The sequence below is a fragment of the Pseudomonas sp. WJP1 genome (genome assembly GCF_028471945.1).
In the GTDB taxonomy this organism is placed as follows: domain Bacteria; phylum Pseudomonadota; class Gammaproteobacteria; order Pseudomonadales; family Pseudomonadaceae; genus Aquipseudomonas.
Map to the genome: position 1 here is coordinate 1,211,032 of NZ_CP110128.1, position 13,286 is coordinate 1,224,317.

11 protein-coding genes are annotated in these 13,286 nt (G+C 60.6%); 2 read left to right on the plus strand and 9 right to left on the minus strand.

Annotation, left to right across the window (positions count from 1 at the left end):
• Window positions 1-50: 50 nt before the first annotated feature.
• The 3 genes from OH720_RS05445 to OH720_RS05455 form a co-directional block, all read right to left on the minus strand.
• A complete protein-coding gene (locus OH720_RS05445) occupies window positions 51-860 on the minus strand; it encodes a putative RNA methyltransferase (RefSeq protein WP_180203270.1) in 810 nt (269 codons plus the stop codon).
• Complete coding sequence (gene dapE / locus OH720_RS05450; RefSeq protein ID WP_272604827.1) at window positions 860-2,011, minus strand: succinyl-diaminopimelate desuccinylase; 1,152 nt, start codon at window positions 2,009-2,011, stop codon at window positions 860-862. The genes OH720_RS05445 and dapE overlap by 1 nt, the downstream gene beginning before the upstream one ends.
• 214 nt (window positions 2,012-2,225) lie before the next feature.
• Window positions 2,226-4,817 carry a glycosyltransferase gene (locus OH720_RS05455; protein WP_272604828.1) on the minus strand — a complete coding sequence of 864 codons (2,592 nt, stop codon included), beginning with the start codon at window positions 4,815-4,817 and terminating at the stop codon, window positions 2,226-2,228.
• A 216-nt stretch (window positions 4,818-5,033) separates the two neighbouring features.
• Between OH720_RS05455 and tcdA the strand changes: the two genes are divergently transcribed.
• Entirely contained in the window at window positions 5,034-5,846 is an 813-nt protein-coding gene (gene tcdA / locus OH720_RS05460; protein WP_442967262.1) for a tRNA cyclic N6-threonylcarbamoyladenosine(37) synthase TcdA, read from the plus strand.
• An 89-nt stretch (window positions 5,847-5,935) separates the two neighbouring features.
• Here tcdA and OH720_RS05465 read toward each other — a convergent pair whose 3' ends face one another.
• The 4 genes from OH720_RS05465 to OH720_RS05480 form a co-directional block, all read right to left on the minus strand.
• A complete protein-coding gene (locus OH720_RS05465; protein ID WP_272604829.1) occupies window positions 5,936-6,340 on the minus strand; it encodes a SufE family protein in 405 nt (134 codons plus the stop codon).
• Complete coding sequence (locus OH720_RS05470; protein ID WP_272604830.1) at window positions 6,337-7,542, minus strand: aminotransferase class V-fold PLP-dependent enzyme; 1,206 nt, start codon at window positions 7,540-7,542, stop codon at window positions 6,337-6,339. The genes OH720_RS05465 and OH720_RS05470 overlap by 4 nt, the downstream gene beginning before the upstream one ends.
• Before the next feature lie 150 nt (window positions 7,543-7,692).
• Window positions 7,693-8,727 carry a 2,3,4,5-tetrahydropyridine-2,6-dicarboxylate N-succinyltransferase gene (gene dapD / locus OH720_RS05475; protein WP_272604831.1) on the minus strand — a complete coding sequence of 345 codons (1,035 nt, stop codon included), beginning with the start codon at window positions 8,725-8,727 and terminating at the stop codon, window positions 7,693-7,695.
• Window positions 8,728-8,759: 32 nt separating this feature from the next.
• Window positions 8,760-9,068: an arsenate reductase gene (locus OH720_RS05480; RefSeq protein ID WP_272606402.1), complete on the minus strand. Its 309-nt coding sequence runs from the start codon at window positions 9,066-9,068 to the stop codon at window positions 8,760-8,762.
• 270 nt (window positions 9,069-9,338) lie between these two features.
• Between OH720_RS05480 and OH720_RS05485 the strand changes: the two genes are divergently transcribed.
• Window positions 9,339-10,970, plus strand: a complete 1,632-nt coding sequence (locus OH720_RS05485) for a Na+/H+ antiporter (RefSeq protein WP_272604832.1) — start codon at window positions 9,339-9,341, stop codon at window positions 10,968-10,970.
• A 27-nt stretch (window positions 10,971-10,997) separates the two neighbouring features.
• On the opposite strand, the gene OH720_RS05490 is transcribed toward OH720_RS05485, so the two are convergent.
• Both OH720_RS05490 and dapC read right to left on the minus strand, forming a co-directional pair.
• On the minus strand, window positions 10,998-11,726 hold the full coding sequence (locus OH720_RS05490) for a M12 family metallopeptidase (RefSeq protein ID WP_272604833.1): 729 nt from the start codon (window positions 11,724-11,726) through the stop codon (window positions 10,998-11,000).
• A gap of 278 nt (window positions 11,727-12,004) precedes the next feature.
• Window positions 12,005-13,204, minus strand: a complete 1,200-nt coding sequence (gene dapC / locus OH720_RS05495) for a succinyldiaminopimelate transaminase (protein ID WP_272604834.1) — start codon at window positions 13,202-13,204, stop codon at window positions 12,005-12,007.
• Window positions 13,205-13,286: the final 82 nt, after the last annotated feature.

Sequence of the window (13,286 nt, forward strand, 5' to 3'; positions counted from 1 at the left end):
GCGGATTTAGCCGGTCTCGGGCCATTGCCCAAGACCAAAAAGGGTTGAAGTTATTGAAGTACGAAATAATCGTAGCGCATCGACACGGTGACCTCGAAAGGCTCGGCCTGCTCGATGACCGCTGCCCGGCGTTCGGCACTGGCACGCCAGCCGTGGGGTGTCATGGCCAGCAGGTTCGCCCGGTCCTGGCCACTGGCAAGCGTCAGTTTGAATGTCAGGGTTTCGCTGTGCGCCAGTGCCATGCCTTCTGGCACCAGATCCAGATGCTTGTCGTCGATGTACTCGCGGACTTCGTCGTACAGCCGCTCACGCAATTCCATCAGGTGGCCGCTGGTCGGTCCGACTTTCATCAGGCCGCCGCCGGGGCTGAGCAGGCGCTTGGCTTCTTCCCAATCCAGCGGGCTGAAAACGCTGGCCAGGAACTGGCAGCTGCCCGACGCCAGCGGCACGCGGGCCATGCTGGCGATCAACCAGGTCAGCTTGGGGTTGCGTTTGCAGGCGCGCTTGACCGCTTCGCGAGAGATGTCCAGGGCGTAGCCGTCGGCATCCGGCAAGGCATCGGCGATTTGCGCGGTGTAGTAACCCTCGCCACAACCGATGTCTACCCAGCGCTGTGGCGCGTAACCTGCCGCCAGCTGCGCCAGGCGCTTGGCTACCGGCGCGTAATGGCCGGCGTTGAGGAAGTCGCGGCGGGCTTCGACCATCGCCTGGTTATCCCCAGGGTCGCGGCTGTTCTTGTGCTGCACCGGCAACAGGTTCAGGTAACCCTGGCGCGCACGGTCGAAACGGTGCCCGGCGGGGCAGGCCACGCCGTTGTCCACCGCATTCAGCGGTTCGCTGCAGATCGGGCAAGCGAGCATCAGGCGAGCAACTTGATCAGGGTCTGGTAGTAGATTTCGGTCAACACATCGAGGTCGGCCGCCAGCACGCGCTCGTTGACCTGGTGGATGGTCGCGTTGACCGGCCCCAGCTCGACCACTTGCGTGCCCATGGTCGCGATGAAACGACCGTCGGAGGTGCCACCGCTGGTGGACGCCTGGGTTTCACGCCCGGTGATGTCCCTGATGCTCGACGACACGGCGTCGAGCAGCGCGCCCGGTTCGGTGAGGAACGGCAGGCCGGATAGCGCCCAGTCGATGTGCCAGTCCAGGCCATGCTTGTCGAGGATGTCGGCGACGCGCTTTTGCAGGCCTTCGACGGTCGACTCGGTGGAGAAGCGGAAGTTGAACACGGCAACCAGGTCGCCAGGGATGACGTTGGTCGCGCCGGTGCCGGAGTTGACGTTGGAAATCTGGAAGCTGGTCGGCGGGAAGAAATCGTTGCCGTGGTCCCAATGTTCGGCGGCAAGTTCCGCCAGGGCCGGGGCGGCGAGGTGGATCGGGTTCTTCGCCAGGTGGGGATAGGCCACGTGGCCCTGCACGCCGCGCACGGTCAGCTTGGCGCCGAGGGAGCCGCGACGACCGTTCTTGACCACGTCACCGACCAGGGTGGTGCTCGACGGTTCGCCGACGATGCACCAGTCCAGACGCTCCTTGCGCGCGACCAGGCGCTCGATCACGGCCTTGGTGCCGTGGTGCGCCGGGCCTTCTTCATCGCTGGTGATCAGGAACGCGACCTTGCCCTTGTGATCCGGGTAGTCGGCGACGAAGCGTTCGGCGGCTACGGTCATGGATGCCAGGCTGCCTTTCATGTCGGCCGCGCCACGGCCGCAGAGCATGCCGTGTTCGTCGATCACCGCGTTGAATGGGTCGATCTGCCAGGCGGTCACGGGACCTGTCGGCACCACGTCGGTGTGGCCGGCGAAGCACAGCACCGGGCCGTCGTGTTTGCCGTGGGTGGCCCAGAAGTTATCCACATCTTCGATGCGCATCGGTTCCAGCATGAAACCGGCATCGCCCAGGCGCTGCATCATCTGCTTCTGGCAATCGGCGTCGACCGGCGTCACGGACGGACGGCGGATCAGGTCGATGGCGAGTTGAAGGGTCGGCGAAAGGTCGGCGTGGGCCGTCATGGAAAAAACTCCGGAGCTTTATCTGTAGGAGCGAGGCTTGCCCGCGAAGAACGATAATGGGGTGTATCTGTTACACCGAGTCGCTTCGTTCGCGGGCAAGTCGGATCGCCGCATCGCTCGCCCCTACGGGAAATGGGGGCAAGGCCTGGAAAATGGCGGTTATCTTAAAGCAAAACGGCGACCATTGGCCGCCGTTTAGTGCATCGGTGAAGATTTAGACCGCTGGCACCGTTTCGGTTTCGGCGGTCGGTTTCGGCAGAGAGGAGAGGAACGCCATGATCAGCGCCGCCAGGTACGGCAGCGACTGCACCAGCAACATGGTGACCCAGAAGCGCATGTCGTTGCTCGGCATGCCGTTCACCAGGAAGATTCCCAGCGCCGCACCCCACAGCAACAGCATGATGAACACCTCTTCCCGGGCTTCCGAAATCGCCACCCAGAAGCCGTGGTTATCGGCATTCTTCGGTGTGCGGAAAAACGGAATGCTGCTGGTGAAAAAGCCGTACAGCACCGCTTTGGCGATGGTGTGCGACAACGCGAGTCCCGCCAGCGCCGCGCAGAACGCATCCTTGAGGTTCACGCCTACGGCGCGACGGTAGAGGAAGATGATCTTGCCGACCTTGAACACGAACAGGGCCAATGGCGGGATCGCGAAAATCAACAGCGGCGGATCGACCCGTTGCGGCACGATGATCATCGCCGCCGACCACAACAGCGCGCCAACGGTGAAGAAGATGTTCATGCCATCTGCGACCCACGGCAACCAGCCCGCGAGGAAGTGGTAGCGCTGGCCGCGGGTCAGTTCGGTGTCCTTGCCGCGCAGCAGGCTGCGGGTGTGACGCTTGATGATCTGAATCGCACCATAGGCCCAGCGAAAACGCTGTTTCTTGAAGTCGATAAAGGTATCGGGCATCAGGCCCTTGCCGTAGCTGTCGTGGTAATACGCCGCCGACAGGCCTTTTTCGAATACGCGCAAGCCCAGTTCGGCGTCTTCGCAGATGCACCAGTCGGCCCAGCCCAGTTCTTCGAGCACCGAGCGCCGGGTCATGGTCATGGTACCGTGCTGGATGATCGCGTCACGGTCATTTCGGGTAACCATGCCGATGTGGAAGAAGCCTTTGTATTCCGCGTAGCAGAGCTTCTTGAAGGTGCTTTCGTTCTGGTCGCGGTAATCCTGCGGCGACTGCACCACGGCGATTTTCGGGTCGGCGAAGTGCGGCACCATGTGCTTGAGCCAGTTCGGATGCACGCAGTAATCGGAGTCGATCACCGCAATCACTTCGGCATCCTTGGCGGTGTGCGGGATCAGGTAGTTCAGCGCGCCGCCCTTGAAACCTGCCAAAGGTGCGACGTGGAAGAACTTGAAGCGCGGGCCGAGGGTTTCGCAGTAGTCGCGCACCGGTTCCCAGACCGCCGGGTCCTTGGTGTTGTTGTCGATGATCAGGACTTCGAAGTCCGGATAGTCGAGGTTCGCCAGGGCGTTGAGGGTCTGTTTGACCATCTCCGGCGGCTCGTTGTAGCAGGGCACATGGATCGAGACTTTCGGGCGATAGCTGGAATCGCCTTCCACCGGCAGGAATTCCCGGCGCCGCTTGTGGATCCACACCGCTTCGGCCAGTTCGTGGGCCTCGGTCAGCAACACAATGAACACCCCGAGCGCGCCGAGGGCGAGCAGGAAACCCACCGTCAGGCTGAACCAGGTGCTGTATTGCTGGCTGTAGTCATAGCCGATCCACACCAGCACCGAACCGCAGAGGAATGCGATAAAGGTCAGGAAGGTGCGGCCACGCTGGCGCAGGGCCGAGCCGTCGATCATCAGCAGGGTCAGCGACAGCAGCGCCAATACCACCGAACCGATGGCCAGCACGCGCCATTGCGGAATGGCGACCACCGGGCCTTCGAAGTTGAATTTCTGTTGGCGCGCGGCGTTGAACACACCCCAGTAAGCGCCTACCGAACCTTCGTCGCTGACCTTCCACGGCTGGTCGAAGGCTTCGATCACGAAGTAGTTGAAACCCTGGCGGTTGAGCTTGTTGACCAGGGTGCGCAGATAGATCGCCTGGTCTGCCGGTGATGCATCGGCGCCACCGCGCATGCGGCCGTTGCTCGGCCAGCCCACTTCAGACAGCAGCAACGGTTTTTTCGGGAACATCTTTTTCAGGTCGCGGGCGCGGTCGAGGACGAACTGCCCGGCCTTGTCCATCGGGATGAATTCCCAGTAGGGCAGCACGTGGGCGGCGATCAGGTCGACGTGCTTGGCCAGTTCCGGGTGTTCTTCCCAGACGTGCCACTGTTCGGACGTGGTCACCGGCACCTTCACCGCGGCGCGGACGCGATCAAGGATCACACTCAGTTCGGCGGCGGTGATTTCCTTACGGAAAATCGCTTCGTTACCGACAACGACGCGCACGACGCTGCGCGAAGAATTGGCGATTTCGATGGCGCGGGCGATTTCCCGTTCGTTGCGTTCCTGGTCCGGGCTGATCCAGATCCCCAGTGTGACCCGCAGGCCGAATTCTTCCGCCAGTTTCGGGATGTTCTCCAGTGTGCCGTCCACCGAGTAAGTACGGATGTTGTCCGTCAACTTGCTCATGATCTCCAGGTCGCGACGCATTTGATCGTCGGTCGGGTACTGCTCTTTTTGTGGGAATTGACCCTGCTGGAAAGGTGAGTACGAGAAGCCGGAGATCTGTTCGGGCCAGTTGGGCGCGGTCACCGGGCGATTGATCAGCGCCCAGAAGCCGGTAAACAAGGCAGCGATGGCGAGCACCACCACCAGGTTGAGTCCAAATTTACGCGATGACATAGTTATTTCGGGTTCCAAAGACTGTGGAACGAAGGAACGGTCGGACCGCCAAGGGGGGCGAATCCTACACTAGGCATTCTCTGAACCTACAGCGGACAGGGAATTACCCGATATTGGGCAATTTGATTTCACATAAGTTCTTACACTTACCGCTTGAAGCCTAAAATTTAGTGCCGCGAAGCCCTATACTGCGCGCCGGTTTTTGAGGTGATGGTCATGAGTACAGAAGATCCGCGGTTTGCAGGCATCGCCCGTTTGTATGGCATCGAGGGCCTTGAACGCTTGCGCGCGGCGCACGTGGCGATTGTCGGCGTTGGTGGCGTTGGCTCCTGGGCGGCGGAAGCCATGGCCCGTTGCGGTGTTGGCGAGATTTCGTTGTTCGACCTGGACGATGTCTGCGTCAGTAACGCCAACCGTCAGCTGCACGCGCTGGACAGCACCGTCGGCAAACCCAAGGTCGAAGTGATGGCCGAGCGCCTGCGCGGAATCAACCCGGATTGCACGGTGCACGCGGTGCCGGATTTCGTCACCCGCGAGACCATGGCCGAATACATCACCCCGAACATCGATTGCGTGATCGACTGCATCGACAGCGTCAACGCCAAGGCGGCGCTGATTGCCTGGTGCAAACGGCGCAAGATCCAGATCATCACCACCGGCGGCGCGGGCGGGCAGATTGACCCGACGCTGATCCAGGTTTGCGACCTCAACCGTACGTTCAATGACCCGCTGGCGTCGAAAGTGCGCTCCACCTTGCGCCGCGACTATGGCTTCTCACGCACCGTGACCCGTCACTACAGCGTGCCGTGCGTGTTCTCCACCGAGCAACTGCGCTACCCGAAACCCGATGGCAGCATTTGCCTGCAGAAGAGTTTTGTCGGCGATGGTGTGAAGCTCGACTGCGCCGGTGGCTTTGGCGCGGTGATGATGGTGACGGCGACCTTCGGCATGGTCGCGGCGACCAAGGCGGTGGACAAGATCGTGGCGGGTGTGCGGCGGCCGGCGGAGCGGGTTAAACCTCAGGTTTGAGGGTTGTTGCTGATGGCCTCATTGCGAGCAGGCTCGCTCCCACAGGGGAATGTATTCCAATGTGGGAGCGAGCCTGCTCGCGAAGGCGATTAACTGGCCAACTCATTCATTCGTTGTAATACGGCGTTGAGGCCATTGCTGCGCGACTGGGACAACTGGCGGCCCAAGCCCAGCTGATTGAACCAGTCTGCCAAATCCACCTGCTGCAACTCAGCCGCCGACAACCCGTTGACCCGCGCCAAAAGCAACGCCACCAAGCCGCGAATCAAGCGTGCATCGCTGTTGGCCTTGAACAGCCAGTGGCCATCCTGCAGCTCACCCACCAGCCACACCTGGCTTTCACAGCCGTGCACGCGGTTGGTGTCACACATTTCCACTTCGCTCAGTGCCGGCAGGCGTTCGCCCCACTGCATCAGCAGGCGCGCCCGTTGTTCCCAGCCCGGCAGATCTTGAAAGGCTTGCAGCGCGGCCACGGCTTCAGCGGGAAGGTTCATCGCAGTAACTCCAGTGCCTGATCCAGCGCTTCAAAGAACCGTTCCAGGTCTTCGGAATCGTTATACAGCGCCAACGACACCCGAATCGCTCCGGCCAGGTGCAGGCTTTTAAGCAGCGGCATGGCGCAGTGATGACCGGCGCGCACCGCAATGCCTTGTTCGGTCAGCAGGTGCGCCAGATCCGAGTTATGTACACCCTCGATGGTAAAACTCGCCAGGGCCACTTGCGGCTTGCCCAGCAGGCGGATGCCGTTGCGCGCCTCAAGGCCCTTGAGCAGGCAGTCATGCAGCGCCGCTTCGTGGGCGGATACGGCGTCCTGATCGAGCCCGGCAAGGTAGTCCAGGGTTGCCCCCAGGCCAATGACGCTGGAAATCGGCGGCGTGCCGGCTTCGAATCCCAGCGGTGCAGGGCGGAAGCGCGCGTCGTGATAGTTGGCGTCCAGCACCATCTCGCCGCCGAACTGCCAGGGGCGCAGCTGTTGCAGGGCTTCATGGCGCCCGAACAACACGCCCAGGCCGTCGGGGCCGTAGAGCTTGTGGCTGGAAAATACGTAAAAGTCGCATCCCAGTGCCTGCACGTCATGCCGGCCATGGACCACGCCCTGGGCGCCGTCGATCACGGTCAAGGCCTTACGCGCCTTGGCCAGCGCCAGCAGCGCAGGCAGGGGTTGCCAGGCGCCGATCACGTTGGACAACTGGCTGACCGCGAGCAGGCGCGTGCGCGGGCCGATCAAATCCGTAGCGGCCTGGAGGTCGATCACGCCGTCGGTGTCCAGTGGCAGGATCACCAGTTTCAGGTTGCGACGGTGCGCCAGTTGTTGCCACGGCAGCAGGTTGGCGTGGTGTTCCAGGGCGCTGATGACAATTTCATCGCCTGGATTGAAAAGAGGTTCCAGACCATAGGCCAGGAGGTTCAGCGCAGAGGTCGCGCCGTGGGTGAATATGATCTGCCCGCTGTCACCGGCGTTGAGCCATTGCGCGGCTTTGCGGCGGCTGTCCTCGAACGCCTGGGTGGCGTGGGCGCCGGGCAGGTGTTGCGCCCGATGCACGTTGGCCGCGCCATTGGCGTAGTAATGCGCCAGGGCATCCAGTAGTGCTTGAGGTTTTTGCGTGGTGGCGGCGTTGTCCAGATAGGTCTGGCCTTGCCGTTGCAGGGCGGCGATGGCCGGGAAATCGGCGCGCCACGGGGAGAGAATCATCATGCTGTTCGGCCCTGGTGAACATGGGCGGATGTACGCCTGACCCTGCTGACCCTGTAGGAGCGAAGCTTGCTCGCGAAGGGGCCCTTGAAGCCGCCAAAAGCTTCGCGGGCAAGCCTCGCTCCTACGGGATTAGAGGTGATCGTGCGACGCTTAGTTGTGAGCGTGCAGCGCTTCGTTCAGTTCGATCGCCGATTTGTGGGTTTTGCATTCCACGGCACCGGTTTGCGAATTGCGACGGAACAGCAGGTCGGTCTGGCCGGCCAGTTCACGGGCCTTCACGATTTTGACCAGCTCGTTGTTCTCGTCCAGCAGTGCTACCTTGGTGCCGGCCGTCACGTACAGGCCCGACTCAACGGTGTTGCGGTCGCCCAACGGGATGCCGATACCGGCGTTGGCGCCGATCAGGCAGCCTTCACCAACCTTGATCACGATGTTGCCGCCACCCGACAGGGTACCCATGGTCGAGCAGCCGCCGCCCAGGTCCGAACCCTTGCCGACGAATACGCCAGCGGAGACGCGGCCTTCGATCATGCCCGGGCCTTCGGTGCCGGCGTTGAAGTTGATGAAGCCTTCGTGCATCACGGTGGTGCCTTCGCCCACGTAGGCACCCAGGCGCAGGCGCGCGGCGTCAGCGATACGCACGCCAGCCGGTACGACGTAGTCGGTCATTTTCGGGAACTTGTCCACCGAGAACACTTCCAGCAGCTCGCCGCGCAGGCGGGCTTCGAGTTGGTGCTCGGCCAGTTCGGACAGGTCGATGGCGCCCTGGCTGGTCCAGGCCACGTTTGGCAGCAGCGGGAACACGCCGGCCAGGTTCAGGCCGTGTGGCTTGACCAGGCGATGGGACAACAGGTGCAGCTTGAGGTAAGCCTCAGGCGTGGAGGTCAGTTGTGCGTCTTCGGCCAGGATGGTGGCGACCAGCGGCTTGTGGCTCTCGGCCAGGCGGGTCAGCAGGGCGGCCTGGGCAGCGTCGACGCCTTTTACGGCTTCAGCCAGTTGCGAAGCTTGCGCGGTGGTGAAAGTGATGGCCTGGTTGCCTTCGGTGTAGCCCAGGATCGGCGCAATGGCAGCGACCAGTTCGGCCGAAGGATTGAGCAAAGGCTGTGCGTAGAACACTTCCAGCCAGGCGCCTTGACGGTTTTGAGTGCCGACACCAAAGGCCAGGCTGAACGGGGTAGTGGACATGTTGATACCTCTAGCAAATTGAAACGGGCTGCTTACTTGAGCGCGGCCGCGTAGATATCTGGCTTGAAGCCAATCAGGGTTCGGTCACCGAGATCGAGCACCGGGCGCTTGATCATCGAAGGTTGTGCGAGCATCAGTTCGATGGCTTTCGACTGGTCGAGATCGGCTTTGCGTTCGTCGTCGAGCTTGCGAAAGGTCGTGCCTGCACGGTTCAACACCACTTCCCAGCCGTGCTCGTTGCACCATTGGGTCAGGTGTTCACGGTCGATACCGACCGCTTTGTAATCATGAAAGTCATGGCTGACAGCGTGTTCATCGAGCCAGGTGCGCGCCTTTTTCATGGTGTCGCAGGCTTTGATGCCGAAAAGGTGCAACGTTTTACTTGAAACGGTCAAGGAATCGCCCCCTTTACAGGTGTCGGAAATAAAAGGTGCCGGATTATGCCATGACCGGACGGTTTCGCGGCGGCTGTGGTCAGGTTTGTCTTTGTGCCATGGCATGACACCGGGGCTCATGGCGTGGCGGCGTGCGACATTGGTGCAAGGGTCACGCACAGTCTAAGCAGCTAATATGGCACTTCAATGCTGTCGATTGTCCGGGAATCCCGTTTTATGCAAACCGCCTACACCGTCCTGATCCTGTTGATGCTGGTGGGCGTTTCGCGCCTGCTCGGACGGGTGATCCCGCTGCCTTTGCCGTTGGTGCAAATTGCCGCAGGCGCCTTGCTGGCCTGGCCGACCCTGGGCTTGCATGTGGCACTGGACCCTGAATTGTTTCTGTTTCTGTTCCTGCCGCCACTGTTGTTTTCCGACGGCTGGCGCATGCCCAAGCGAGAGTTCTGGCGACTTCGCGGACCGATCCTGACCCTGGCGGTCGGCCTGGTGCTGTTTACCGTGGTCGGCGCCGGGTATTTCATTCACTGGTTGCTGCCGAGTATCCCACTGCCGGTGGCCTTTGCGCTGGCTGCGGTGCTGTCGCCCACGGACGCCGTGGCGGTGTCGGCGATCTCCCAGAATCGCTTGCCGACGCCCTTGATGCACATCCTGCAGGGTGAGGCCTTGATGAACGATGCCTCGGGTCTGGTGACGTTCAAGTTCGCCCTTGTGGCCGCTGTGACCGGGGCGTTTTCGCTGGCCAACGCCAGTGTCACCTTTGTCCTGGTGGCGGTCGGTGGCCTGGCCATCGGCGTGGCCTTGAGCTGGCTGGTGGGGCGCCTGCGCTCCTGGATGATTGCCCGCGGCTGGGATGACCCGGCCACCCACGTCGTCTTCATGTTGTTGCTGCCGTTCGCCGCCTACGTGCTCGCCGAGCGCGTAGGTGCGTCGGGCATCCTGTCGGCGGTAGCAGCGGGGATGATGCAAAGCTGGCTCGATCTGCTGCCGCGCCAGACCAATACGCGGCTGCTCAATCGCAGCGTCTGGTCATTGCTGGAGTTCGCCTTCAATGGCTTGATTTTTCTGCTGCTGGGCTTGCAGTTGCCGGACATCATCAAGGCCGTGGCCAGTCATGAAGCCTCGCTGTGGCCGACGCTGCTCTATCGCTGCGTCGATGTGCTGGCGATTTTCCTGGTGCTGCTGGTGCTGCGGTTCGTCTGGGTGCAGAGCATCTGGCGCCTGTCCATTTTGCTGCGGCGCTGGCGTGGCAAGGATGAGATCACTCGGGTGCCAAGTGCACGTTCCTGCTGGTTGCTGACCGTGGGTGGCGTGCGCGGGGCGGTAACGCTGGCCGGTGTGATGTCGGTGCCGATGCTGATGGGGGCCGACGCATTTCCCGAACGGGACCTGTTGATCTTCATTGCCGCCGGGGTGATCCTGCTGTCGTTGATCGCTGCGTGCGTGGCCTTGCCGTTGCTGCTGCGTGGCATAGGGAAAAGCCCGGACGACAAGCGCCGTAATGAAGTGCGTGATGCCTGGCGTAAAACCGCGCAGGCGGCGATTCATGCGCTCGAAGTTGAAGAGGTCACCCCGCAGGATGCGGCCCAGGCTGCGCTGGCCATTGAGCTGAAGGCGCGGATCATGTCCGAGTATCGGCACCAGCTCGAGGTGTTCAACGATTCGGTGGAAGCCCAGGCTCTGGCTCTTCAGATGGATTTGCTGGAGCGACGTTTACGGCTCCGGGCGCTGCGGGCGCAGCGCCTGGAGTTGTACAAGCTCAGCGGTAATCACCAGATTGGTGATGATGTGTTGCGTGAGGTGTTAGGTGAGCTGGATTTGAGTGAGGCGAACCTGGGAGAGGTTGGTTAGAACGCCGGCCGTTGTTATTTACCCTTTCTATGTTGGAGGGTAAATGCTGGATATAAGTTGTTTGTCTTTTTCCGAAAGTGTCCAGGTCTTGGTGATGGCTTCACCTTTCCAGATCACTGCCTTGCAAAATCCGTAATGCATGATTGATGACTGATCGTATGGACCCAGTGCTTCAATATTTTTAAGCTTCTTAAAGATATTGAAGTGTGTCATCTCTTTTGACCAGCCATTTTTTTCTTTACAGATTCGGTATACGGCGGATGTATTCCAGTCGATGTTGGCATCAGGATGTTGATGCTCGTGCTGCAGGCCGAGAGCGTGACCGAACTCGTGCAATATATAAGAAATCCATGTGTCTATATTGTGCGCTTGGCGCAAATCAAGTTGCATGGTTGCTTCATCAGCGGGAGCATTCAGGGCGTCTGCTCCAATGCGCGACCAGTTTCCCGGGTCTTCACTTTGGTCGGCTACTCTTATCTGCGCCTGTGTAGGGTCGGTGACGTACTCTATCTTCAGGTTGATGTGGGGGGTCCACTGTTCGACTGCCGATTTAAATATTTCCTGGAATCGTTTGTTTTTGAATAGAAAAGCTATTTTCAAAGTGCTGTGCTGGGGCCAATACAGAGATGGAGTGCCAAAGGCGCGTTTGATGCGCATATTGCCGCCGCTGTTTTTGCCTTCTATCGAAGTGTCATAGTTGGCTTCGATGTCAACAGGTGGAAGGCCTCCACAAATATCCAGTGTTTCCGAGTCCATGCGAGTGATATCCGAAATGATGATTTAGCGATTGTTGAGTTTTTATGTTTTGCAAGGTTGCCCAGGATCTTATGCTGGTTGAGTGTGGCGAAAATACTATCGCTGTGATGATGGGGGGTGAAGTGTTAGTTTTGTTCTTTATGTTGCGTGGCTTTGGATGGTGAGCAATAAAAGGCTGTTATGTGGTCTGCGGTATATGTTTGGAAATTTTCAAGTCGCGGTAACTAACCCAGAATTAAGATCCCGCCGCTGCATTGCACAGGGCGGGACGCTCTTGCTTATTTTTTTGCAGTAATAAACGCACGAATCCGCTCTGCAGCTTCAACACACTCGGCCAGCGGCGCAACCAGCGCCATGCGCACACGCCCGGCACCCGGATTGACGCCATCGACATCCCGTGACAGGTAGGAGCCTGGCACCACGGTCACATGCTCCTGCTCGAACAGGTCGCGGCAGAAGGCGGCGTCGTCACCGGCCACATTCGGCCACAGGTAGAAACTGCCATCGGGGCGTTGTACGTCCAGAACCGGGCTGAGGATTTCCAGTACGGCGTCGAACTTCTCGCGATACAGCGCACGGTTGGCGCGCACATGCACTTCGTCGTTCCACGCAGCAACGCTGGCCAGCTGGGTCTGAACCGGCATCGCGCAGCCGTGGTAGGTGCGATAGAGCAGGAAGCCCTTGAGGATATCCGCGTCACCGGCAACAAAACCGGAACGCAGGCCCGGCAGGTTGGAGCGCTTGGACAGGCTGTGGAATACCACGCAGCGCTTGAAATCCTGGCGACCCAGTTCCGCGCAAGCGCTGAGCAGGCCTGGCGGTGGGGTTTGTTCGTCGAAGTACAGTTCGCTGTAGCACTCGTCCGCAGCGATCACGAAGTCGTATTCATCAGCCAGGGCGATCAGCTTTTTCAGGGTCTCGGCCGGGATCAGCGCGCCGGTCGGGTTACCCGGCGAGCACAGGAACAGGATCTGGCAGCGTTTCCAGATGTCCGGGGAAACGGCATCGAAATCCGGGTTGAAGCCGTTTTCATCCAGGCACGGCAGGTAGTGCGGCTTGGCCCCGGCGAGGAACGCGGCGCCTTCGTAGATCTGATAGAAGGGGTTCGGGCTGACCACCAGCGCGTCGTCGCCACGGTTGACCACGGTCTGGGTGAAGGCGAACAGCGCTTCACGGGTGCCGTTGACCGGCAGCACGTTGCGCGCCGGGTCGATCCAGCCGTTCGGAACGTTGAAACGACGTTCACACCAGGCAGCGATGGCCTCGCGCAGCTCCGGGATACCGAGTGTGGTCGGGTACACCGCCATCTTTTCCAGATTACTGGCCAGCGCTTCGGCAACGAAGCTCGGCGAACGGTGTTTCGGTTCGCCGATCGACAGCGCGATAGGGCGCTTGTCCGGGTTGGGCGTGACGCTGCCGAGCAGGGCGCGGAGTTTCTCGAACGGGTAGGGCTGGAGCTGCGACAAAGCGTTGTTCATTGATGAATCTCGTTCGGTGTAGGAGCGAGCATGCTCGCGATGGTCGTTAACGATAATGCGCTCATGCTGGTTCAACGCGGCG

What these genes read in the sequence shown, in the direction of transcription:
- OH720_RS05445 (WP_180203270.1), bottom strand. Translation starts at nt 860, where the DNA reads ATGCTCGCTTGCCCGATCTGCAGCGAACCGCTGAATGCGGTGGACAAC.
- dapE (WP_272604827.1), bottom strand. Translation starts at nt 2,011, where the DNA reads ATGACGGCCCACGCCGACCTTTCGCCGACCCTTCAACTCGCCATCGAC.
- OH720_RS05455 (WP_272604828.1), bottom strand. Translation starts at nt 4,817, where the DNA reads ATGTCATCGCGTAAATTTGGACTCAACCTGGTGGTGGTGCTCGCCATC.
- tcdA (WP_442967262.1), top strand. Translation starts at nt 5,034, where the DNA reads ATGAGTACAGAAGATCCGCGGTTTGCAGGCATCGCCCGTTTGTATGGC.
- OH720_RS05465 (WP_272604829.1), bottom strand. Translation starts at nt 6,340, where the DNA reads ATGAACCTTCCCGCTGAAGCCGTGGCCGCGCTGCAAGCCTTTCAAGAT.
- OH720_RS05470 (WP_272604830.1), bottom strand. Translation starts at nt 7,542, where the DNA reads ATGATGATTCTCTCCCCGTGGCGCGCCGATTTCCCGGCCATCGCCGCC.
- dapD (WP_272604831.1), bottom strand. Translation starts at nt 8,727, where the DNA reads ATGTCCACTACCCCGTTCAGCCTGGCCTTTGGTGTCGGCACTCAAAAC.
- OH720_RS05480 (WP_272606402.1), bottom strand. Translation starts at nt 9,068, where the DNA reads ATGAAAAAGGCGCGCACCTGGCTCGATGAACACGCTGTCAGCCATGAC.
- OH720_RS05485 (WP_272604832.1), top strand. Translation starts at nt 9,339, where the DNA reads ATGCAAACCGCCTACACCGTCCTGATCCTGTTGATGCTGGTGGGCGTT.
- OH720_RS05490 (WP_272604833.1), bottom strand. Translation starts at nt 11,726, where the DNA reads ATGGACTCGGAAACACTGGATATTTGTGGAGGCCTTCCACCTGTTGAC.
- dapC (WP_272604834.1), bottom strand. Translation starts at nt 13,204, where the DNA reads ATGAACAACGCTTTGTCGCAGCTCCAGCCCTACCCGTTCGAGAAACTC.